The 22,751-nt window shown below is 71.4% G+C and carries 21 protein-coding genes; 19 read left to right on the top strand and 2 right to left on the bottom strand.

Going from position 1 to position 22,751, the window contains the following annotated elements:
- The first annotated feature begins 26 nt into the window (after positions 1-26).
- From BJ984_RS13980 to BJ984_RS13945, 8 genes are all read left to right on the top strand, one after another.
- Positions 27-1,211, top strand: a complete 1,185-nt coding sequence (locus tag BJ984_RS13980; RefSeq protein WP_179548518.1) for an inorganic phosphate transporter — start codon at positions 27-29, stop codon at positions 1,209-1,211.
- A complete protein-coding gene (locus BJ984_RS13975; protein WP_179548517.1) occupies positions 1,208-1,444 on the top strand; it encodes a hypothetical protein in 237 nt (78 codons plus the stop codon). Before BJ984_RS13980 ends, BJ984_RS13975 begins: the two co-directional genes overlap by 4 nt.
- 15 nt (positions 1,445-1,459) lie before the next feature.
- Positions 1,460-2,863, top strand: a complete 1,404-nt coding sequence (locus tag BJ984_RS13970) for an aldehyde dehydrogenase family protein (RefSeq protein ID WP_179548516.1) — start codon at positions 1,460-1,462, stop codon at positions 2,861-2,863.
- Positions 2,864-2,948: 85 nt separating this feature from the next.
- A complete protein-coding gene (locus BJ984_RS13965; RefSeq protein WP_179548515.1) occupies positions 2,949-4,514 on the top strand; it encodes an aspartate ammonia-lyase in 1,566 nt (521 codons plus the stop codon).
- Entirely contained in the window at positions 4,511-5,953 is a 1,443-nt protein-coding gene (locus BJ984_RS13960) for an FAD-binding oxidoreductase (RefSeq protein WP_179548514.1), read from the top strand. Before BJ984_RS13965 ends, BJ984_RS13960 begins: the two co-directional genes overlap by 4 nt.
- 74 nt (positions 5,954-6,027) lie before the next feature.
- Complete coding sequence (locus BJ984_RS13955) at positions 6,028-7,281, top strand: PrsW family intramembrane metalloprotease (RefSeq protein ID WP_271206554.1); 1,254 nt, start codon at positions 6,028-6,030, stop codon at positions 7,279-7,281.
- A 60-nt stretch (positions 7,282-7,341) separates the two neighbouring features.
- Positions 7,342-7,716 (top strand): FKBP-type peptidyl-prolyl cis-trans isomerase, encoded by a 375-nt coding sequence (locus BJ984_RS13950; protein WP_173181164.1) that lies wholly within the window; start codon positions 7,342-7,344, stop codon positions 7,714-7,716.
- An 87-nt stretch (positions 7,717-7,803) separates the two neighbouring features.
- Positions 7,804-10,041, top strand: a complete 2,238-nt coding sequence (locus tag BJ984_RS13945; protein ID WP_179548513.1) for a HelD family protein — start codon at positions 7,804-7,806, stop codon at positions 10,039-10,041.
- Positions 10,042-10,071: 30 nt separating this feature from the next.
- On the opposite strand, the gene BJ984_RS13940 is transcribed toward BJ984_RS13945, so the two are convergent.
- Complete coding sequence (locus tag BJ984_RS13940; RefSeq protein ID WP_179548512.1) at positions 10,072-11,430, bottom strand: MFS transporter; 1,359 nt, start codon at positions 11,428-11,430, stop codon at positions 10,072-10,074.
- A complete protein-coding gene (locus BJ984_RS13935; protein ID WP_179548511.1) occupies positions 11,427-12,497 on the bottom strand; it encodes an isopenicillin N synthase family dioxygenase in 1,071 nt (356 codons plus the stop codon). Before BJ984_RS13935 ends, BJ984_RS13940 begins: the two co-directional genes overlap by 4 nt.
- Positions 12,498-12,693: 196 nt before the next feature.
- Here BJ984_RS13935 and rpsO point away from each other — a divergent pair, with 196 nt between their 5' ends.
- From rpsO to BJ984_RS13880, 11 genes are all read left to right on the top strand, one after another.
- On the top strand, positions 12,694-12,963 hold the full coding sequence (rpsO, locus tag BJ984_RS13930; protein ID WP_173181160.1) for a 30S ribosomal protein S15: 270 nt from the start codon (positions 12,694-12,696) through the stop codon (positions 12,961-12,963).
- A 156-nt stretch (positions 12,964-13,119) separates the two neighbouring features.
- A complete protein-coding gene (locus BJ984_RS13925; protein ID WP_246306469.1) occupies positions 13,120-13,785 on the top strand; it encodes an FMN reductase in 666 nt (221 codons plus the stop codon).
- A gap of 78 nt (positions 13,786-13,863) precedes the next feature.
- Complete coding sequence (locus BJ984_RS13920) at positions 13,864-15,018, top strand: type III polyketide synthase (protein ID WP_179548510.1); 1,155 nt, start codon at positions 13,864-13,866, stop codon at positions 15,016-15,018.
- Positions 15,018-15,773 (top strand): methyltransferase domain-containing protein, encoded by a 756-nt coding sequence (locus tag BJ984_RS13915; RefSeq protein WP_179548509.1) that lies wholly within the window; start codon positions 15,018-15,020, stop codon positions 15,771-15,773. Before BJ984_RS13920 ends, BJ984_RS13915 begins: the two co-directional genes overlap by 1 nt.
- Positions 15,774-15,777: 4 nt before the next feature.
- The gene (locus tag BJ984_RS13910) at positions 15,778-16,359 is read left to right on the top strand and encodes a hypothetical protein (RefSeq protein ID WP_179548508.1); all 582 of its coding nucleotides are present in this window, start codon (positions 15,778-15,780) and stop codon (positions 16,357-16,359) included.
- 222 nt (positions 16,360-16,581) lie between these two features.
- Positions 16,582-18,852: a polyribonucleotide nucleotidyltransferase gene (locus tag BJ984_RS13905; protein ID WP_173181156.1), complete on the top strand. Its 2,271-nt coding sequence runs from the start codon at positions 16,582-16,584 to the stop codon at positions 18,850-18,852.
- A 99-nt stretch (positions 18,853-18,951) separates the two neighbouring features.
- Positions 18,952-20,313 (top strand): M16 family metallopeptidase, encoded by a 1,362-nt coding sequence (locus BJ984_RS13900; protein ID WP_179548507.1) that lies wholly within the window; start codon positions 18,952-18,954, stop codon positions 20,311-20,313.
- Positions 20,313-20,915 (top strand): histidine phosphatase family protein, encoded by a 603-nt coding sequence (locus BJ984_RS13895; protein WP_173181154.1) that lies wholly within the window; start codon positions 20,313-20,315, stop codon positions 20,913-20,915. The genes BJ984_RS13900 and BJ984_RS13895 overlap by 1 nt, the downstream gene beginning before the upstream one ends.
- Positions 20,915-21,445: a GNAT family N-acetyltransferase gene (locus BJ984_RS13890; RefSeq protein ID WP_179548506.1), complete on the top strand. Its 531-nt coding sequence runs from the start codon at positions 20,915-20,917 to the stop codon at positions 21,443-21,445. The genes BJ984_RS13895 and BJ984_RS13890 overlap by 1 nt, the downstream gene beginning before the upstream one ends.
- The gene (dapB, locus tag BJ984_RS13885) at positions 21,442-22,296 is read left to right on the top strand and encodes a 4-hydroxy-tetrahydrodipicolinate reductase (RefSeq protein WP_179548505.1); all 855 of its coding nucleotides are present in this window, start codon (positions 21,442-21,444) and stop codon (positions 22,294-22,296) included. Before BJ984_RS13890 ends, dapB begins: the two co-directional genes overlap by 4 nt.
- Positions 22,293-22,751, top strand: a complete 459-nt coding sequence (locus BJ984_RS13880) for a hypothetical protein (RefSeq protein WP_373877441.1) — start codon at positions 22,293-22,295, stop codon at positions 22,749-22,751. The genes dapB and BJ984_RS13880 overlap by 4 nt, the downstream gene beginning before the upstream one ends.

The raw sequence follows: 22,751 nt of genomic DNA, 5'->3' as shown, positions 1-22,751 counted from the left end.
GGCGGGTGAACGAATAGGGTTGCAGGGTGGATCTCACCGTCGTCGTCGTGCTCGTCATCGCGCTGGCCCTGTTCTTCGATTTCACGAACGGCTTCCACGACACGGCGAACGCCATGGCGACGCCGATCGCGACCGGCGCCCTGAAGCCCAAGGTGGCCGTGGCACTGGCCGCCGTGCTTAATCTCGTGGGCGCCTTCCTCAGCACCGAGGTCGCCAAGACCATCTCGGGCGGCCTGATCAAGGAGGGCGACGGGGGCGTCCAGATCCTGCCGGAGATGATCTTCGCCGGCCTGATCGGCGCGATCGTCTGGAACCTGCTGACGTGGCTGTTCGGGCTCCCCTCCAGCTCGTCCCACGCCCTGTTCGGCGGCCTGATCGGCGCGGCCGTGGTCGGGGCCGGGTTCGGGGTCGTCGACTACAGCGTGCTCGTGTCCAAGGTCATCCTGCCCGCGCTCGTCGCCCCCCTGGTCGCCGGGCTGGTCGCCTTCGTCGCCACCCGGCTGGCGTACGCGATCACCCGGATGCCGAGCGACAGCACCCAGTCCGGCGTCCGCGGCCGGTTCCGCTACGGCCAGATCTTCTCCTCCTCGCTCGTGGCACTCGCGCACGGCACCAACGACGCGCAGAAGACGATGGGCGTCATCACGCTCACGCTGATCGCGTCGGGGCTGCAGCCCACGGGCTCGGGGCCCGAGTTCTGGGTGATCATCACCTGCGCGCTCGCGATCGCGCTCGGCACCTACATGGGCGGCTGGCGCATCATCCGCACCCTCGGCGCCGGCCTCACCGAGGTGAAGCCCGCCCAGGGCTTCGCCGCCGAGACCAGCACGGCCGCGACCATCCTCGCGTCGAGCCACCTCGGCTTCGCGCTCAGCACCACCCAGGTCGCCTCCGGCTCGGTGATCGGCTCGGGCCTCGGGCGGAAGGGCGCGTCGGTGCGCTGGCGCACGGCGGGCCGGATCGGCCTCGGCTGGCTGATGACCCTGCCCGCCTCGGCCATCGTCGGCGCCCTCGCCGCGCTGGTCGTCGGCATCGGGCCGGTGGGCCTCGTGATCGACCTGGTCGCGGGCGTCGCCGTCATCGTCACGATCTTCGTCATCTCCCGGCGCAACAACGTCGACTCGAAGAACGCGTTGAGCGAGGTCGACGCCGCCACCATCGCGGTGCGCACGCCGAAAGCCACCCGCCGCAAGCGAAAGGCCGTGAAGTGATCGACTGGGGAGCGTTCCTGATCGTGGCGGTGGCCTCGCTGGTGTCGACCGCCGTGGTGGTGAGCCTGTACTCGTTCGGGCTGAGGTTCCAGAGCCTCACCCACCCCGACGCCGCCACCGGCGAGCCGGTGCGTCCGGGCTGGGCGCGAGCGCTGTCCTACCTCTGCTTCGGCCTGAGCGTCTGCGCGGTGCTCTTCGGCATCTATCTGATAGTGCCTTTTCTGCACCGCTGAACCTACGATGTCGCCATGACCTCCGATCCGATCATCGCGCCCCTCACCCCCGTGGTCCCCGTGCTCCGCTCGGGCTTCGACGAGGGGGTCACCCGGTCGTTGCGCTGGCGCACCGCCCAGCTGACGGCCATGAAGCGGATGCTCGACGAGAACTCCGCGGCGTTCGAGGACGCCCTCTTCACCGACCTCGGCAAGAATCCCACCGAGGCGGCGCTGACCGAGCTGAACGTCGTGGTCGCCGAGATCCAGCACACACTGAAGCACCTCCGCGGCTGGCTGCGCCCGCGCCGCGTGCCCGTGCCGCTCGCCCTGGCGCCCGCGAGCGCCTCGACGATGCTCGAGCCTCTCGGCGTCGTGCTCGTCATCTCGCCCTGGAACTACCCGCTGCAGCTGCTGCTCGAGCCCGCCGTCGGAGCCCTCGCCGCCGGGAACGCCGTGCTGCTGAAGCCGAGCGAGCTCGCCCCGGCCACGTCCGCCCTGCTGGCCGAACTGGTGCCGCGCTACCTCGACGAGCGGGCCGTCGCGGTCGTCGAAGGCGGGGTCGAGGTCACCACGCAGCTGCTCGCCGAGCGCTTCGACCACATCTTCTACACCGGCAACGCCGCGGTGGGCCGCATCGTGATGACGGCCGCCGCGAAGCACCTCACCCCGGTCACGCTCGAGCTCGGCGGCAAGTCGCCGGTGTACGTCGACGACACGGTCGATCTGGCGGGCGCCGCCCGGCGGATCGCCTGGGGCAAGTTCCTGAACGCCGGCCAGACCTGTGTGGCGCCCGACTACCTGATGGCGACGCGGGAGGTGGCCGACGCGCTCGTGCCGCACCTGGTCGAGGTGATCGCCGAGCTGTACGAGGGCGATCCGCGCTCGAGCTCGAGCTACGGCCGCATCGTGAACGACAAGCAGTACTCGCGGCTGACGGGCCTGCTCGACGGCGCCACGGTGCTGAGTGGCGGGCGCACCGACGACCGCACCCGGTACATCGCCCCGACACTGCTCGGCGACGTCGCCCGCGACGCGCCCGTGATGCAGCAGGAGATCTTCGGGCCGCTGCTGCCGATCGTCACGGTGACCGGCCTCGACGACGCGATCTCGTTCATCCGCTCCGGCGAGAAGCCCCTGGCGCTCTACGCCTTCACGAACGACCCGGTCGCGCAGCGGCGCATCCTGACTGAGACCTCCTCGGGTGCCGTCGGCTTCGGCGTGCCCGTGGCGCACCTCACGGTGCCCGGGCTGCCCTTCGGCGGCGTGGGCGAGAGCGGCATGGGCGCCTACCACGGGCGGCGCAGCATCGAGACGTTCAGCCACGAGAAGGCCGTGCTCAGGAAGAGCCTCGTGCCTGACACGCTGAAGCTCGTCTACCCGCCCTACACCGAGCGCAGGGACGGCTTCGTGCGAGGCCTGCTGCGCCGGCTGAGCTGAGCGCCCGCGGAACGGGGCCCGGAGTAGAGTCGGTGCCGTCCCGCCACGAACGGGACGACACGACACGAGCAATGGAGCCCCACCCGTGACCACCACCGTTCCCACCGGAACCGCTTCCCCGACCGCAGCCGACGAAGCGGTCGGCGCCACCCGCACCGAGACCGACAGCCTCGGCAGCGTCGAGATCCCCGCCGAGGCGTACTGGGGCGTGCACACCGCCCGGGCGCTGGAGAACTTCCCGATCAGCCGCCGGCCGATCTCCGTCTACCCCGACCTCGTCAACGCCCTGGCCATCGTGAAGCAGGCCGCCGCCCGCGCCAACGCCGAGATCGGGGTGCTCGACCAGGCGAAGGCCGACGCCATCGAGGCCGCCTGTGAGCGCATCCGGGCGGGGGAGTTCCACGACCAGTTCGTCGTGGGGGTCATCCAGGGCGGGGCCGGCACCTCGACGAACATGAACGCCAACGAGGTGATCGCCAACGTCGCGCTGGCGGCGGGCGGGCATCCGCTGGGCTCGTACGACGTCCTGCACCCGCTCGACGACGTCAACCGCAGCCAGAGCACGAACGACGTGTACCCGACGGCGGTCAAGCTCGCGATGGTCTTCTCGCTGCAGCGGCTGATGGTCGAGCACGAGCAGCTGCGCGACGCCTTCGCCGCGAAGGGCGTCGAGTTCGGCCACGTGCTGAAGGTGGGCCGCACCCAGCTGCAGGACGCCGTGCCGATGACGCTCGGCCAGGAGTTCCACGGCTTCGCCACCACCCTCACCGAGGACCTCGAGCGCCTGCGCCACACGATGCCGCTGCTCTGGGAGATCAACCTCGGCGCGACCGCGATCGGCACCGGCATCACGGCCGACCCGAACTACGCCGCCACCGTCTGCCGGCACCTCCGCGACCTCACCGGCTTCGAGCACGTCACCGCTGCCGACCTCGTCGAGGCCACGAGCGACGCCGGCGTGTTCATGACCCTCTCGGGCGTGCTGAAGCGCTCGGCCATCAAGCTCTCGAAGATCTGCAACGACCTGCGGCTGCTCTCCAGCGGTCCCCAGGCCGGTCTCGGCGAGATCAACCTGCCGGCGCGCCAGGCCGGCTCGAGCATCATGCCGGGCAAGGTGAACCCGGTCATCCCCGAGGTCGTGAACCAGGTCGCGTTCTCGGTCGCGGGTGCCGACGTCACGATCACGATGGCGGCCGAGGGCGGGCAGCTGCAGCTGAACGCCTTCGAGCCGGTGATCGCGCACTCGCTGCTGCAGAGCCTCGCCTGGATGACGCAGGGCTGGCGCACCCTCCGCGTGAACTGCATCGACGGCATCACGGCGAACCTCGACCGGCTCGACACGATGGTGTCGACCTCGGTGGGTGTGGTCACGGCGCTCACGCCCTACATCGGCTACACCGCCGCCTCGGCGCTCGCGAAGACCGCTCTGCTGACCCACCGCAACATCGCCGACCTCGTCGTCGAGGCCGGGCTGATGAGCCGCGAACGGGTGATGAAGCTCATCTCGCCGGCGCGGCTGTCGGGCATCGAGGCGATCACGGCGGCGATCGACGTGGTCGAGATGGAAGAGCTGGCAGATGCGGGCACAGGCGCCGGCACGGACACCGACGGCGGCGGCGTGGCCGACGCATCTGGAGAAGGAGAGCGATGAGCACGGTGACGGATGCGCGGGCCACCGGCCCGGGCGAGACGGGGGCCGGGGCATCCGCCCTGGGCCAGCTGATCGACGAGCTCGGCGACCGTGTGATCCTCGACCCCGCGGCGCTCGACGTGCTGCGCACCGACCGCTCGGGCTGGTGGTCCGAGGGCGGCGCCCTCGCCCTCGTCGAGGCCCGGAGCGTCGAGGACGTGCAGGCCGTGCTGCGGATCGCGAGCGCCCACCGGGTGCCGGTCGTGCCGCGCGGTGCGGGCACGGGCCTGGCCGGCGGCGCGACGGCGACACCCGGTGCGATCGTGCTGAGCGTGCGGGAGATGGACCGCATCCTCGAGATCGCGCTCGACGACGAGATCGCGGTCGTGGAGCCCGGCGTCATCAACGCCGCGCTCGGGGAGGCGCTGGAGCCGCACGGCTACGCGTTCTCACCCGACCCGGCGTCCAAGGCCATCTCCACGATCGGCGGCAACATCGCCACGAACGCCGGTGGCCTGATGTGCGCCAAGTACGGCGTGACCCGCGAGGCGGTGCTCGGGCTCGACGTGGTGCTGCCCGACGGCAGCCTGCTCTCCACCGGGCGGCGCACCGTGAAGGGCGTCACGGGCTACGACCTCACCGCGCTGTTCACCGGCTCGGAGGGCACGCTCGGCGTGATCGTCGGAGCCACGGTGCGCATCCGGCCGATCCCGCCGGGGCAGCTCGTGACCATCGCGGCCTTCTTCTCCGACCTCACCGCCGCCGCGGCGGCCTGCGCGGCGGTCACCGCCTCGCGCGTGCGGCCCGCGGTGATGGAGCTGATGGACGCCCTGACCGTCGCCGCGGTCACCCGCTACCTCGGCACGCCCGAGCGGGCCCCCGGTGCGGCCTTCGTGCTCGTGCAGACCGATGGGGCCGGAGCCGCCGAGGAGGGCGACGCCATCGCCCGAGTGCTCCGGGAGGCGGGGGCGTTCAGTGTCGAGCAGTCCGCCGACCCGGTCGTCGCCGCCGAGCTGCTGGCGTTCCGGCGCAGCATGCACCCGGCGCTCGAGGTGCTCGGCGAGGTGCTGATCGAGGACATCTGCGTGCCGCGCTCGGCGCTGCCGGCGATGTTCGCCGAGATCGAGCGGATCGGCGCGGCCTACGGGCTCGACATCCCCACGGTGGCGCACGCCGGCGACGGAAACCTGCACCCGAACTTCGTGGTGCCGCCGGCCATCGTCGGCGTGCCGGGCGGCGAGGTCGTCGGGGGAGCGCCCGACATCGTCTGGCAGGCCGCCGACGAGCTGTTCGAGTCGGCCCGCCGGCTCGGCGGCACGCTCACGGGTGAGCACGGCGTCGGCGTGCTCAAGCGGCGCTGGCTCGAGGGGGAGCTGGGGGAGAGCGGCCTCGAGCTGCAGCGGCGCCTCAAGGCCGTGTTCGACCCGCTGGGCATCATGAACCCGGGAAAGGTGTACTAGCCGACCGCGCAACGGGGTGCTCGGCGTCGGCGGTTCGCGCTACGCTGGGATCTCCCCGACCGTGAGGATTGCTCGTGACGCTCTTCGACCCCCGCCACCCGGCGTCGGCCGTGTCCGCCCCCGCGCCCGCGCAGGCCCCCGATGCCGGGCCGGCCGCCGCACTGCCACCGCTCCCGGCGTCGGGGGCGCCCGCCCGACGGCAGACCGGGTCGACCGCCTCGCTCGTGCTGCTGATCGTCGGCATCATCGTGCTGGCGTTCGTCTTCCTCGCGGTGATCGGGTACCTCGTGCTCGGGCTCGGCCCGGCGGCCGTGGTGATCTGCGCGATCCTCGCGCTCATCCCGCTGACGGTCGTGATCACGGCGATCACCGTGATCGACCGCTGGGAGCCCGAGCCGCGGCCCGCGCTCTGGTTCGCGTTCCTCTGGGGCGCGGCCGCGTCGGTGGCGATCGCCCTGATCGTCGACCTCGGTGTGCAGGTCATCGTCGCCACGGCGAGTGACGGGCAGGCGACGACGAGCGATCTGTGGAGCTCGGTCATCCAGGCCCCGGTGGTCGAGGAGAGCGCCAAGGCGGCGGGCGTGCTGCTGCTCGTCATCGTCTTCCGTCGGCAGTTCGACGGCCCGGTCGACGGCCTCGTCTACGGGGCGACGGTGGCGGCCGGGTTCGCCTTCACCGAGAACATCCTCTACTTCGGCCAGTCGCTGATCGAGTCGGGCGGCGTCGGGCTCGGCTTCACCTTCGTGCTCCGGGGCATCATGTCGCCGTTCGCGCACGTCATGTTCACCGCCTGCACGGGCGTCGCCCTGGGCTTCGCCGTCCGGCAGAAGCACTGGTTCGCGGCGGTCGCCGTGTTCCTGCTGGGCCTCGTGCTCGCCATGGGCCTGCACGCGCTGTGGAACGGGTCGACCTTCCTGGTCGAGGGCCTCGACGGGTACTTCCTGCTCTACTTCGTGGTGCAGGTGCCGCTGTTCGTGCTCGCCATCGTGTTCGTCGTGCTGCTCCGGCGCTCGGAGCGGCGGCTCACCCACGCGCGCCTGAGCGAGTACGCGGCGGCGGGCTGGTTCAGCCCGGCCGAGGTGGAGATGCTCTCGACCGGCGCGGGCCGGCGGGCGGCGCGCCGCTGGGCGCGCACGCTGCCGGGCAACGGGGAGCCCGCCATGCGGGCGTTCACCCGCGACGCCACGCGGCTCGCGTTCGTGCGGCAGCGCATGCTCGCGGGGCGCTCCACCGCCGCACCACGCCAGGACGAGGCCGCGCTGCTCGAGTCGCTGCTCGCCGATCGTCTCGCCCTCGCCGGGGCGTCGGGCGGGCATCCGCTGACCTGACCGAGCCGCGTGACGCCGGTCGCTTTTGCCATGCATCGGCAGGTGGGCTTGGATGGAGTCATGACTGATTCCACTGCTTCGAAGCCCGAGATCGACTTCCCCGAGGGCCCCGCGCCCACCACGCTCGTGATCGACGACATCGTCGAGGGCACCGGCAAGGAGGCGACCCCGGGCGCCACCGTCGAGGTGCACTACCTCGGCGTCGAGTACGAGACGGGTGACGAGTTCGACTCCTCCTGGGGCCGTGGCGAGACGATCAGCTTCCCGCTGAACGGCCTCATCGCGGGCTGGCAGGACGGCATCCCCGGCATGAAGGAGGGCGGCCGTCGCAAGCTGACCATCCCGCCGCACCTGGCCTACGGTCCGGCCGGCTCGGGTCACTTCCTCGCGGGCAAGACCCTGATCTTCGTGATCGACCTGATCTCGGTTCCGTAAGCCTCCCGTCGCCATCCGTTCGACGGGTGTGCGACGAACCTCCCGAAACGCGCGAGTAGAATTGCTTGCCGGGTTTCGGGAGGTTCTGTGGTCAACGAGGAATTGGCGCGCGAGCGCGAGTACGTGTCGGGGCTGTACCAGCGGCTCGACGGTCTGCGCGCCGACGCCGAGCGCGAGCTCGCCGCCGTGCGCCGCGAGAGCGTCGGCGGCAACCACCAGAGCCGCTCGGAGCGCGACGCCTTCGCCCGTGCCTACGAGGATCGCATCGGGCAGCTCCGCGAGGTGGGCGAACGCCTGGCCTTCGGCCGGCTCGAGCTCGCCGAGGCCGACGACAACGGAAGCACCCACCACTACATCGGCCGCATCGGCCTCCGCGACGAGAACCTCGAGCCGCTGCTGCTCGACTGGCGCGCACCCCAGGCCCGGGCCTTCTACCAGGCCACCGCCGCCACCCCGCTCGGCGCCCGCGCCCGGCGCCACCTCACCACCCGCGGCCGCGAGGTCGTGCGAATCGAGGACGAGGTCTTCGACGCCGAGCTGCTCGACGAGGAGGGCACCGCCCTTCAGGGCGAGGGGGCCCTGCTCGCCGCCCTCTCGGCCCAGCGCACCGGCCGCATGCACGACATCGTCTCGACCATCCAGGCCGAGCAGGACAGGGTGATCCGCTCCGAGCTGCAGGGCGTGCTCGTCGTGCAGGGCGGCCCGGGCACCGGCAAGACCGCGGTGGCGCTGCACCGTGCCGCCTACCTGCTCTACACGCACCGCGAACGGCTCGGCTCGAGCGGCGTGCTCGTCGTCGGCCCCAGCCGTGCCTTCCTCCAGTACATCAACGCCGTGCTGCCGAGCCTCGGCGAGACCGGCGTCGTGCTGGCGAGCCTCGGGCAGCTCTACCCGGGCGTCGAGGCCACCGTCGACGACGAGCCCGCCGTCGCCGCCCTGAAGGGCTCCGCCGAGATGGCGGCGCTCATCCGCCGCGCCGTGCGCTCGCGCCAGCGGGTGCCCGAGGAGCCGCAGACGCTGACGATCAACGGCGAGACCCTGGTGCTCCAGCCGTCCGCCGTCGCCGATGCGATCGCCAAAGCGCGGGAGTCGGGCAAGCCCTACAACGAGGGCCGGGTCTCGTTCGTGAAGAACCTCCTGGGTCAGCTCACCAAGCAGCTCGCCGAGCAGCTGCGCCGTCGCGGTTCGACCGTCGACGACGCCGATCTGGCCTACCTGCGGGAGGACATCCGCACCGCCTACGACGTGCGGGTCGCCCTCAACACCGCGTGGATCCCGCTGACCCCCGAGAAGCTGCTCGACGACCTCTACGCCCGCCCGCAGTGGCTGGCATCGCTCACCTCGCACTGGTCGAAGGCCAAGCGCGAGCTGCTGCGCCGGGAGCGCGGGTCGGCGCTGACGGTCTCCGACGTGCCGCTGCTCGACGAGGCGGCCGAGCTGCTCGGCGAGTACAACCCGGGCGACGCCGCCCAGAAGCGGGCGGAGAAGCAGCAGCGCAAGCGCGACCTCGAGAACGCCCGCACCGCGATCAGCAACATGGACGTGGACGGCCAGGTCTCGGCCGAGACCGTCGTCGCCGGCTTCGCCGAGCAGGACGCGGTGCTGACGACCGCCGAGCGCGCCGCCTCCGACCGCAGCTGGACCTACGGGCACATCGTGGTCGACGAGGCGCAGGAGCTGTCGCCGATGCAGTGGCGGGTGCTGCTGCGGAAGGCCCCGCTGCGCTCGCTCACCATCGTCGGCGACGTGGCCCAGGCCAGCTCGGCCGCCGCCTCGACCAGCTGGGAGTCGACGCTGTCGCCCCTCGTCGGCGAGAACTGGCGGCTCGAGGAGCTCACGGTCAACTACCGGACGCCCTCCCAGATCGTCGCCGCCGCCGAGCGGGTAGCCGTGGCGAACGGGCTCACGGTGACTCGCTCGCGCTCGGTGCGCACCACCGAGTGGCCGGTCGACGCGGTCGAGACGGCGACGGATGCGGCGCTAGGCGAGGCCGTGCGCGCCCGGGTCGCCGAGATGGTCGAGCAGGGCGGCACCACCGCGGTGATCGCTCCCGCGTCGCGGCTCGGTGCGCTCTCGTCGATGCTGTCCGAGCGGTTCGGCGACGACGTGGGGGTCGGGGTGCGGGGGCTCTCCCGTCCGATCGCGCTGCTGTCGCCGGCCGAGGCGAAGGGCCTCGAGTTCGACTCCGTCGTGGTGGCGTCGCCGGAGGGTGTCGTCGCCGAGAGCACGCGGGGAGCATCCGCTCTCTATGTGGCGATGACGCGGTCGACGCAGCGGCTGAGCCTGGTGCTGGCACCGGGGGAGCAGGCGCCCGCGGGGCTGTAGCCGGGCTGATGTCGGCAGCTGCAGCTGCAGCTACGGCTTCGGGTCGAGCGCATCGTACGCGCGGAAGCTGTGCACGAAGCGCAGGATGACGCCGGCCGCCACGACGATCGCGAGGCCGCCGACGAGGGGTGGCAGCCAGAGCGCCGCTACGACCGAGAGCGCGCCGACGTAGAGGTCGCCGATGCGCGGGCCGCCCGTGACGACCACGGTGAAGACACCCTGCAGGCGGCCGCGCATGTTGTCGGGCACCGCCGTCTGGAGCATCGTCGACCGGAAGATCGCGCTGATCTCGTCGCTCACCCCGGCGCCCATCAGGGCAAGGGAGGCGAGGCCGAGGCCCGCCAGGTCGACCCGCGCCCAGTCCTGTCCCACGGTGCCGCCCGTCAGCGCGGCGACCAGCAGCACGACGCCGAAGAGCGCGGTGAACACGCCGTACGACTGCACGGCACGCGCGATCGCGCGGCCCTGCCAGCGCACCTGGCCGAGCCGGCCCGAGAACACGCTCGCGAGCAGCGAGCCGATCGCGAAGGCGGCCGTCAGCACGCCGACGGTAACGGGGCCGCCGCCGAGCACGAGCACACCGACCGCCGGGAAGAGAACGCGCGGCTGGCCGAAGGTCATCGCCGCGATGTCGATCAGGAACGAGGCGCGGATGTTCGGCGCACGCCGGAGGAAGGCGAAGCCGTGACGCAGCGACGTGAGCCCCGGCCGGTGCACCTCGCCCTCGGGCAGGATGCGGGGCAGGCTCGCGATGCCGAGGAACGCCGCGACGAAGAGCACGACGTCGATGGAGTAGGTCCAGCCGAAGCCGACCGACGCGACCAGCACACCGGCGAGGGCCGGACCGACGGTGACCATCACGCCGGTGGTGATGCCGCTGAGGGCGGCCGCGGCGGGCAGCAGCTCCCGCGGCAGGATGCGCGGGAAGATGGCCGAGCGCGTGGTCTGCACCACGGTCGCCGACACGGCGTTCACGGTGGCCAGGGTGTAGAGGGCGCCGACGCTGTCGGCACCCGTCCAGGCGAGAACGGCGAGGAGCGCCGTCGAGACCCAGGCGATCACGGCGGCGAGCAGGGCGACGCGGCGGCGGTCGAAGGCGTCGGCGAGCATCCCGCCGTACAGGCCCGCGACGATCATGGGCACCAGGGCGAAGAGGGCCACCCCGGCGACGGCGAGGGTCGACGAGGTGAGGCGGTAGACGTCGAGGCCCACCGCCACGACCGTCATCTGGCTGCCGATGCCCGAGATCGCCTGCCCGGCCCAGAGGCGGGCGAAGGCGGGGCTCGCCCTGAGCGGGGTGATGTCGACGAACGCCGAACGGCGGCGGGCCGGCTGCGGGACGAGATCGTCTCCGGCCGGTCCGCCGCCGTTGGGGCGGGGGTCGCTCACTCCTGGGTGTTCTGCGCGGCGGCGGCCGCGTTCTTCTCCACGAGGTCGGCGTGGTGCTTCGCGGCCACGTCGGGGTGCGCGCGCAGGCGGCTCTTCAGGGCGTTCTCGCCGTAGGTGGTGAAGATCGGGTTGCGCGGGTCGACCGTGATGCCCTTGGCCTCGGCCTTCAGCTCCTCGGGCAGCGGCAGCACCGGGATCGTGGCGTCCAGCGCCGGGCTGTAGAAGAAGGGGATGGAGACGCGGTCGTCACCGATGCGCGGGGAGATCACGCGGTGCACGGTGGCCTTGAGGTAGCCGTTGGTGGCGACCTCGAGCAGCTCGCCGATGTTCACCACGAAGGCGTCGTCGATCGGGGGAGCGTCGATCCACGCGCCGTCCTTCTCGACCTGCAGGCCGCCCTTGCCGGGCTCGACGAGCAGCAGGGTGAGCACACCCGAGTCCTTGTGGGCGCCGACGCCCTGCTTGGGCTCGGGGTCGCTCTTGCCGGGGTAGCGCACGATCTTGATCAGGGTGGAGGGGCGCTCGGCGAAGGCGGCGTCGAAGACGTCCTCCTCGGCGCCGAGCGAGACGGCCCAGGCGCGGAGCAGAGTGAGGCTCACGCGGTTGAGCTCCTCGTACCACTCGCCGACGACCTCCTGCAGCTCGGGCAGAGCGGCCGGCCACTGGTTCGGGCCGTCGAGGCGCATGTAGTCGGGGGTCTCGTCGGAGACCGGCACGGGCTCGCGCTCCACGCCGATGTCGATCTGCTCACGCCAGTCGACCTTGCCCTGCGTGAGCTCGCCGCCCACGCGGGTGTAGCCGCGGAAGTGCGGGCTGTTCAGATTCTCGATCGCGAGCTTGTCGGCCTCGGGGAGGGCGAAGAAGCGCCGGGCCGTCGCCATCACGCGCTCGATCAGCTCGTGCGGCACGCCGTGCCCGACGAGGTAGAAGAAGCCGTAGTCGTGCGTGGCCTCGCGGAGCTCGAGGCGGAAGGCCTCCGCGTCCGCGGCGTCGCCGTTCAGCCGGCTGAGGTCGAGCACCGGCAGGGTCGCGGTGCTGAGGGGGGCTGTGCCCAGGGTGTCTGTCATGTCGATCCGTCCGTTCCGTGTCTGCAACGCACATCTACTATCGTGTGTTCCCGCCTGGCGGGCGAACTGGGCGGCGAAGTGTTACGGGCGTGTTTCTGGTAAGGTCTTCAGGTTGCCGTGTGAACGGCCGCGGACAAAGAGAGCCACAGCATCAGGCTGACTGGCACCGCGCAACGAGAGAAAGGGGATCCCATCTATGGCACTCGAAGCAGACGTCAAGAAGGCGATCATCGACGAGTACGCTACCCACCCCGGTGACACCGGATCCCCTGAAGTGCAGGTCGCCATGCTGACCCGCCGCATCAAGGACCTCACGGAGCACCTCAAGGAGCACAAGCACGACCACCACTCGCGTCGTGGTCTGCTGCTGCTCGTGGGCCAGCGTCGTCGACTGCTCGGCTACCTGCAGGACATCGACATCGACCGCTACCGCTCGCTCATCGAGCGCCTGGGGCTGCGTCGATAGATTCCTGGGTTCGCCCCTCGGGCGACACCACGTACCGCTCTGAACGGGCCGTCACCTCCGGGTGGCGGCCCGTTCTGCGTTCGGGAATACCACTCCGAGTCGGATCGTTGCATCGACTACATGCAAACGCATGAAGTTTTCCGGAGGGATCCCCACATGACGAACAACGCGGCCATGTCGAACAACGCGGCCATGTCGAAGAAGCTCGTCGTCGTCAGCGCCGGCCTCAGCCAGCCCTCGAGCACCCGGCTGCTCGCCGACCGCCTGAGCGAGGCCGCTCTGGCCGAGCTCGACCTCCGCGGCGCATCCGTCGACCTCGAGGTGATCGAACTGCGCGACCTCGCCCAGGACATCACGAACAATCTGCTCACCGGCTTCGCCAGCCCCCGGCTGCAGAGCGCCCTCGACGCCGTGAGCCGCGCCGACGGCCTGATCGCCGTGACGCCGATCTTCACCGCCAGCTACAGCGGACTGTTCAAGTCGTTCTTCGACGTGATCGACAACGCCGCCCTCACCGGCCTGCCCGTGCTGATCGCCGCGACCGGCGGCACGTCACGCCACTCTCTGGCGCTCGACCACGCCGTGCGGCCGCTGTTCTCCTACCTCCGCGCGGTCGTGCTGCCCACCGCCGTGTTCGCCGCGAGCGAGGACTGGGGCGGGGGAGCCGACGTCACCGGAACCGCCTCGCTGCCCGACCGCATCCGCCGCGCCGGGCGCGAGCTGGCCGCCCAGGTCGAGGTCTCGACCCGCTCCGCGGAGGTCGTCGACCCCTTCGCCCTGGACGCCTCGTTCGACCCGTCGGGGATGTTCCCGGCGCGCTGACGCGACCCGTCGGGGATGTTCCCGGCGAGCCGACGCAACCCCGGGGCGGGGCCCAGCCGTTCGTGCTTGGATGAGCAGATGGCCGCGAGCATCCGATCCATCCAGACGGCCGTGCCCCGAACCGAGCTCGCTCAGGAGCGGGTGCGCGACCTCTTCGCCGCGCAGCCGGGGCTGACGAGGCTCGGGCAGCGACTCGTCGCCACCTCCTTCGACTCGTCGGGCATCCGCACCCGGCACACCGTGCTCGACGAGCTGGCCGCAGACGGCCGGGCCTCCACCGAGCTGTTCGTCGATGCGGCGACCGGGGCCTTCTCGTCGCCGTCGACGGGCGAGCGCAATCGCATCTACGTCGAGCAGGCGCCCGGGCTCGCGGTGACCGCGGCGAAGCGGGCCCTCGACGCGCTGGCTCCCGGCATCACCGCGGCCGACGTCACCCACGTCGTCACCGCCTCGTGCACCGGCTTCTTCGCACCCGGCCCCGACTGGGCGCTGCAGCGCGAACTGGGGCTCTCCGACTCGGTGCAGCGCCATCACGTGGGCTTCATGGGCTGCTACGCCGCCTTCCCCGCGCTGCGCATCGCGAAGGCGTTCTGCGAGGCCGACCCCGACGCCGTCGTGCTCGTCGTCTGCGTCGAGCTCTGCACCCTTCACGTGCGCTCGTCGAACGAGCCCGACCAGATCGTGGCCTCCTCCGTGTTCGCCGACGGGGCGGCCGCGGCGGTCGTCACGGCCCGCGAGACGGGCGCCTCCGCCTACCCGACGCTTGCACTCGACGAGTTCGCCAGCGCCATCGTGCCCGACGGCGAGGCCGACATGGCCTGGACCATCGGCGACCACGGCTTCGAGATGGTGCTCTCCAGCTACGTGCCCAAGATCATCGAGCAGAACATCCGCACCGCTCTCGAGCCGCTGCTCGGGCAGGCCGGAGCGGAGGCCGCGACGCACTGGGCGATCCATCCCGGTGGGCGGAGCATCCTGGACCGGGTCGAGCAGACCCTGGGGCTCACGCCGGCCCAGCTCGCACCGTCGCGCGAGGTGCTGCGCGACTACGGCAACATGTCGAGCGCCACGGTGCTGTTCGTGCTGAAGGGCATCCTCGACCAGGCGCTCGTGACGGGCACGACGGATGCGCGTCCCGCCTCCTCGCGTCCGCCCGAGCGGGTGTGCGCGATGGCCTTCGGCCCCGGGCTCACCGTCGAGTCGGGCCTGTTCACCCTCAGGCCGGCGGGCTGATGGCCCGGCTCGAGCGCAAGCCCCCCGGCGCGCGGCCGTTCCGCAAGCGCGCCGTGGATGCGCGCGAGCTGATGGACCACGACGACGCCGACCCCGAGCTGCTCGGCCGCACCTACCGGCAGTTCCGCACCATGAACCGGCTCGTCGCCGGCTGGCGCGGCACCTACACCGAACGCATCAGGCCGCTGCTGTCGGCCACCGAGCCCTCGACCCTGCTCGACGTCGGCTGCGGCGGCGGCGACATCGCCCGGGCCATCGCGCGCTGGGCGAAGCGCGACGGGCTGCAGCTGACCGTGGTCGGCATAGATCCGGATGCGCGGGCCATCGCCGCGGCCCAGGACGCCCCCAACCCCGACGACGTGCGCTTCGCCCGCGCGAACAGCTCCCAGTTCGTCGACGTCGCCCAGCGCTGGGACTTCGTCATCTCCAACCACGTGCTGCACCACCTGACGCCCGTGGAGCTCGAGGACCTGCTGATCGACTGCGAACTGCTCACCCGCGGGCTCGCGATCCACAGCGACATCCGCCGCAGCCGGGGGGCGTACGCCGCCTACTGGCTGCTGACCGCGCTGCCGCTGCCGGTGTTCCGGCACTCGTTCCTCCGAGAGGACGGGCTCACCTCCATCCGCCGCAGCTACACCGAGGGAGAGCTCGCCGTGGTCGCACGGCGCGGCTGGACCGTCGAGTCGCAGTCGCCCTACCGCCTGCTGCTGAGCTACGCCGCGAAACCCGAGGCCGCCGGTACGGCAGAGTAGAGGCATGGACGCCCGTCGCCGATTCAAGCCGCTCTGGCGCTGGGAGGCGCTGCTGTTCGTCGTCGTGCTCGTGGCGGCCATGGCCGCCAGCCTCGTCGCCCGGCCCTCGCTGCCGGTCGTCGGCCCCATCGCCTCGGTGCTGCTGCTCGCGATCGCCGTCGCGGCGGCGCTGGCGCTGATCGTGCCGCTGCTGCGCAAGAAGGGGCACGACAGCGAGAACTCCCGGCACGATCTGAGCGGCGTCGACCTCGTGCCCTTCCCCGGGCTCGGGGAGGTGCCGGTCACCACCCGCGTCGCCGAGAGCGAGCGGCGGCAGACCGCGATCGAGGCCGCCGTGGCGAAGTCGCGCACGGTGCGGGCGGTGCTGACGCCCGACGCGAGTCGGTGGCTCGGCCGCGAGCTGCGGGTCGCCGTCGACCTGGTCGACGACGCCGGGGCCGCGCACCGGGTGGGGTTCGTGCCGCGGGAGGTCGACGCGCGGGTCGACGAGGCGCTGCGGGGCGTCGCCGCCTCCGGGCGGGCCGCGACCGTTCCTGTGACCGTCGTCGGCACCGACCGTTCGCGCCGGGTCGAGATCGTCCTCTAGCGCGCCACCGCGGCCATCCAAGCCCGGACTGATAGACTCTCAAGGTCGAGAGCAGGCCGATCCATGCGTGATCGAGCGGCTGGTCCTCGGTGGTGGCGTTCCGGAGAGCATCCGGAGTCCTTCTACTGGTGACCAGCTGTGCTATTCAACAGCATCGCTGCTCCGACGCGAGGAGTCGTGGCCCACACGGGGCTGCGACGCTAAACAAAGGAGACAGACCTCTTGGAAGGTCCTGAGATCAAGTTCGCCGAAGCCGTCATCGACAACGGCAAGTACGGCAAGCGCACCGTCCGCTTCGAGACCGGCCGCCTCGCGCAGCAGGCCCAGGGAGCCGTCGCCGCCTACCTCGACGACGACACCATGCTGCTGAGCGCCACGAGCATCGGCAAGCACCCCAAAGACAACTTCGACTTCTTCCCCCTGACGATCGACGTCGAGGAGCGCAGCTACGCCGCCGGCAAGATCCCCGGCTCGTTCTTCCGTCGTGAGGGCCGCCCCTCCACCGAGGCGATCCTCGTCTGCCGTCTGATCGACCGGCCGCTGCGCCCGTCGTTCATCACCGGCCTCCGCAACGAGGTGCAGGTCGTCATCACCGTGCTGAGCATCGCCCCCGACGAGTTCTACGACTCGCTGGCCATCAACGCGGCCTCCGCGTCGAGCCAGATCTCGGGCGTGCCCTTCTCGGGTCCGATCGGCGGCATCCGCCTCGCACTCATGCCGGGCTACGGCACCGAGCCCGACCAGTGGGTCGCGTTCCCCAAGTTCTCGCAGCTGCAGGATGCGGTGTTCGACCTGGTCGTCGCCGGCCGCGTGGTCGAGAACAAGGACGGCTCGTCCGACGTCGCCATCATGATGGTCGAGGCCGAGGCCACCGAGAACAGCTGGAACCTGATCAAGGGCGGCGCCACCAAGCCGAACGAGGCCGTCGTGGCCGAGGGCCTCGAGGCCGCCAAGCCCTTCATCAAGCAGCTCGTCGAGGCGCAGAAGTCGCTCGCCGACCAGGCCGCCAAGGAGATCAAGGAATACCCGATCTTCCTGCCCTACACGCAGCAGGCCTACGACGCGGTCGCCGAGCTCGCCTACGACGAGCTGGTGGGCATCTACCAGATCGCCGACAAGACCGAGCGCCAGAACGCCGACGACGCCCTCAAGGAGCGCGTCAAGGCCGCCATCCAGACCAAGGTCGAGGCCGGCGAGCTCGGTGGCGACGTGCCCCCGATGGTCTCCGCCGCGTACAAGTCCGTCACGAAGGTGGTCGTCCGCGGCCGCATCCTCCGCGACGGCGTGCGCATCGACGGGCGCGGCCTGGCCGACATCCGTCCGCTCGACGCCGAGGTCGCGGTCATCCCGCGCGTGCACGGCTCCGCCATCTTCCAGCGCGGCGAGACCCAGATCCTGGGCGTCACCACGCTGAACATGCTGAAGATGGAGCAGCAGATCGACTCGCTGTCGCCGATCACGCACAAGCGCTACCTGCACCACTACAACTTCCCGCCCTACTCGACCGGTGAGACCGGCCGCGTGGGTTCGCCGAAGCGTCGCGAGATCGGGCACGGCTTCCTCGCCGAGCGCGCCCTCGTGCCGGTGCTGCCGTCGCGCGAGGAGTTCCCCTACGCCATCCGTCAGGTGTCCGAGGCCCTCGGGTCCAACGGCTCCACCTCGATGGGCTCCGTCTGCGCGTCGACCCTGTCGCTGCTGAACGCCGGTGTGCCGCTGCGCGCACCCGTCGCCGGCATCGCGATGGGCCTCGTCTCCGACGAGGTCGACGGCGAGACCCGCTACGCGGCGCTCACCGACATCCTCGGTGCCGAGGACGCGCTCGGCGACATGGACTTCAAGGTCGCCGGCACCAGCGAGTTCGTCACCGCGATCCAGCTCGACACCAAGCTCGACGGCATCCCCACCGCCGTGCTCGACGGTGCGCTGAAGCAGGCGAAGGCCGCGCGCGACGCGATCCTCTCCGTGCTGAACGCCGCCATCGACGAGCCCGACGAGCTGGCGCCCACCGCGCCGCGCGTCATCTCGGTGCAGATCCCCGTCGACAAGATCGGCGAGCTGATCGGCCCGAAGGGCAAGACGATCAACGCGATCCAGGACGAGACCGGCGCCGACATCTCCATCGAGGAGGACGGCACCGTCTACATCGGCGCCGTCGACGGCCCCTCGGCCGAGGCCGCCCGCCAGCAGGTCAACGCCATCGCGAACCCGCAGAACCCCGAGGTCGGTGAGCAGTTCCTCGGCACCGTCGTGAAGCTCGCCACCTTCGGTGCGTTCGTCTCCCTGCTCCCGGGCAAGGACGGCCTGCTGCACATCTCCGAGGTGCGCAAGCTCGCCGGTGGCAAGCGTGTCGAGAACGTCGAGGACGTGCTCGGCGTCGGCCAGAAGATCCTGGTGCAGATCACGAAGATCGACGACCGCGGAAAGCTGTCGCTCGCTCCGGTGATCTCCGAGACCGCCGACGGCGAGCCCGTCGAGGTCCCCGCCGAGGCCTGATAGCCGCTGCAGCTACCACATGGATGCCCGTCCCGGTTCGCCGGGGCGGGCATCCGTCATTCGGGCTGTGCACGGGAAGGGCGGGATAGGCTGGCAGCGATGAACAGCGCCGTGAACCTCCCGCTCGACCTTCCGGAACTCTCGATCGGCACCGCCGCCGAAGGGCTGGTGCGGCGAACGATCCTCCCGAGTGGTGTGCGCATCCTCACCGAGCACATCCCGGGCTCCCGCTCCGCGACCATCGGCTACTGGGTCGCCGCCGGCTCGCGCGACGAGCTCGGCGCCGTGGGCACGACGCCGTCGCGCTACGGCTCGACCCATTTCCTCGAGCACCTGCTCTTCAAGGGAACGCCGACCCGCACGGCGCTCGACATCGCGATCGCGTTCGACTCCGTGGGCGGCGAGCACAACGCCGTCACCAGCAAGGAGTACACCTGCTACTACGCCAAGGTGCGCGACGCCGACCTGCCGATGGCCGTCGACGTGCTCTCCGACATGGTGACCTCGGCGCTGCTGGATCCGGTGGAGTTCGAGACCGAGCGCGGCGTCATCCTCGAGGAGCTCGCGATGGCGGAGGACGACCCGTCGGACGTCGCGGGGGAGCGGTTGTTCGAGGCGGTGCTGGGCGGGCATCCGCTCGGACGGCCCGTCGGCGGAACCCCCGAGGCCATCCGCGCCGTGACGCGTGAGGCCGTCTGGGAGCACTTCAAGGCCGCCTACCGGCCGAACGACCTCGTGGTCTCGGCCGCCGGTGCCGTCGACCACGACGAGCTCGTGGCCCGGGTCGTCGCCTCGCTCGCGCGCTCGGAGTGGGATCTCGACACGCCGGCCACCCCGCGTGCACGCCGCTCGACGACGCCCGTCGCACTCGACGCGGGCCATCCGCTCACCGTCGTCACCAAGCCCACCGAGCAGGCCAGCGTCATGGTCGGCCTCCCCGGCCTCGTCGCCACCGACGAGCGCCGCACCGTGATGGCCGTGCTCAACTCGGTGTTCGGCGGCGGCATGTCGTCGCGCCTGTTCCAGGAGGTGCGCGAACGCCGCGGCCTCGCGTACTCCGTCTACTCCTACGCCCCGAGCTACTCCGACGCGGGCATCTTCCTGATGTACGCCGGATGCACGCCGGGCCGTGAGGGCGCGGTGACCGAGCTCATGCTCTCCGAGCTCCGCCGCCTGGCCGACGACGGCATCACCGCCGACGAGCTGCGCCGCGCCTCGGGCCAGCTCTCGGGCTCGGCCGCGCTCGCCCTCGAGGACAGCGACACCCGCATGTCCCGCCTCGGCCGCTCCGAGCTGACGATCGGCGAGTTCGTCGACCTCGACGAGAGCGTGCGCCGCCTGTCCGAGGTGACGGCCGACGACGTGCAGGAGCTCGCCGCCACCATCCTCGAGGGCTCGGTCAGCATCGCGGCGGTCGGCCCGATCACCGATGACGCGTTCGCGGCGACGGTGGGCGCCTGATGGGCCACACGCTCTACCTCGTGCGGCACGGCGAGCAGCTCGACGCCGAGCACGGGGTCGCCGACGGCCCGCTCTCGCCCCGCGGCCAGCGCCAGGCGCGGCTGATCGCCGACCGGCTCGGGGGAGTGCCCTTCGACTCCGTGCGGCACTCGCCCCTGCAGCGCGCCGAGCAGACCGCGCAGATCATGTCCGAGCACCTGCCGGCCCTCGACCCGCAGCCGAGCGCGCTGCTGTTCGACTGCGTGCCCACGGGCTACTCGCCGCAGATGCCGCACACCTTCGAGCCCTTCTTCAACTCCGTCACCGACGACGAGGTCGAGGCGGGTCGCGCCCAGATGGCGGATGCGGTGGCCGAGTTCTTCACGCCCTCCCGCGACTCCACCCACGACCTGCTGATCACGCACAACTTCGTGATCGCCTGGTTCGTGCGCGAGGCGATGGATGCTCCCGAATGGCGCTGGGCCGGCCTGAACGCGGCCCACGCCGGGCTGACCATCCTGCGCTGGAAGACCGGGCGGCTGCCCGAGCTCGTCGCCTTCAACGACCTCGGCCACCTGCCGGTGGAGCTGCGCACCGGCATGAACGACCCGCAGCCGTACTGATGCGCATCCGCTCGGGAGACGTGTCGCAGCCGGCCGAGCAGCAGCTGCTGCGCGACTACTTCGGTTACCGCGCGGCCGCGTTCCCGCAGGCGGGCGGGTACACGGTCACCCTGCCCGACCCGTCGCAGTTCGACGGCGTGCGGGGGGTCTTCCTGGTCGTCGACGACGATTCGGGCGTTCCGGTGGGGTGCGGCGGCATCCGGATGCTCGCGCCCGACCCCGCCCGTGACGGCGGCGCCGTACGCGCCGAGGTGAAGCACGTGTGGCTCGACCCGTCCACCCGGGGCCGCGGCTGGGCCGGGCAGCTGCTCGACGCCCTCGAGCAGAGCGCCCGCGCGCTCGGAGCCACGGAGCTCGTGCTCGACACGCACCACACGCTGGAGGCGGCGGCCCGGCTGTACGCGCGAACCGGCTTCGTGCCGGCCGAGGCCTACAACGACAATCCGAACGCGACGCGGTGGTACCGCAAGCCGCTGGACCCGCCGCCGGCCGACCAGCACCCCGACGTGCCCGGTAGGTTGGAAGGATGAGCGTGAAGGTGGCCGTCGTCGGCGCAACGGGGAAGCTGGGCCGGCTGGTCGCTGGGATCGTGGCCGAGCATCCGGAGTTCGAGCTGGTGGCATCGCTCGGCTCGTCGAGCGAGCTGTCGGAGATGCTGGCCGCCGACGTCGTCGTCGACGTCACCGTGCCCGGGGTGAGCCAGAAGGTCGTCGAGTACGCGGTGACGAACGGGCGCAACGTGCTCGTGGGCACCTCGGGTTGGTCGGCCGAGCGCATCACCGGGCTGAAACGCCTGCTGGGTGACGAGCCGACGAACGGTGTCGTGGTCATCCCGAACTTCTCGCTGGGGTCGGTGCTCGCCACCTCGTTCGCCACCATGGCAGCCAGATTCTACGACTCGATCGAGATCGTCGAGGCGCACGCGGCCCGCAAGGTCGACTCGCCCTCGGGCACCGCCGTGCGCACGGCCGAGCTGATGGCCGCCGCCCGGGCGTCGCGCGGGCCTGTCGCCGCTCCGCACACCGACCAACGGGCTCGGGGGCAGCAGGTCGCGAGCATCCCGGTGCACAGCCTGCGGCTCGCGGGGGTCGTGGCCAAGCAGGACGTGATCTTCGGGGGCACCGGTGAGGTGCTGACGCTGACGCACGAGACGATCTCGCCGAGCTCGTACACCCAGGGCATCCTGGTGGCGCTGCGGGCGGCGTCGACGGCGCGCGGGGTGACGGTGGGGCTCGAGAGCCTGATCGACCTGGGGCTGCCGGGCGGGGCTGCGCCGGCCGCCGGTGCTGCGGCACCGGCTGCGGCTTCGGCTCCCGACACCGCTGCCGCTCCCGAGAACGTCTCGGGCCAGGCAGCGACCGCCACCACCGTGACCCCGTGAAGGGCCGCATCGCCGCGATCGTGATGGCGGTCGTGCTCGCGATCTACCTCGTGCTCGTCGGCCAGCGGGCCGTGATGTTCGTGCTCACCGGAGAGCCGATCGCGATCGTCATCGGGGTGACCCTGATCGCCCTGCCGCTCGTCGGGGCCTGGGCGCTCGCCCGCGAGCTCTGGTTCGGGGTGCGCACCGAGCAGCTCGTCGAGCGGATGGACCGCGAGGGGGAGCTCCCCCCGGACGACCTGCCCAAGCGCACGAGCGGCCGCCCCGAGCGCGAGGCGGCCGATGCCGACTTCGCCCGCTGGAAGGACGCCGTCGAGCACGACGAGACGAGCTGGCGGGCCTGGTTCCGCCTGGGCCTCGCCTACGACGCCTCGGGCGACCGTCGTCGCGCCCGCGCCGCCCTCCGCTCGGCCGTGCGTCTCGAAGGCGCCGAGCGGCGGGCGGGCACCGCGTAG

The sequence above is a fragment of the Herbiconiux flava genome (genome assembly GCF_013409865.1).
GTDB lineage: Bacteria > Actinomycetota > Actinomycetes > Actinomycetales > Microbacteriaceae > Herbiconiux > Herbiconiux flava.
The sequence above is the reverse complement of the archived record's forward strand: the minus strand, read 5'-3'. Positions and strand labels throughout refer to the sequence as shown.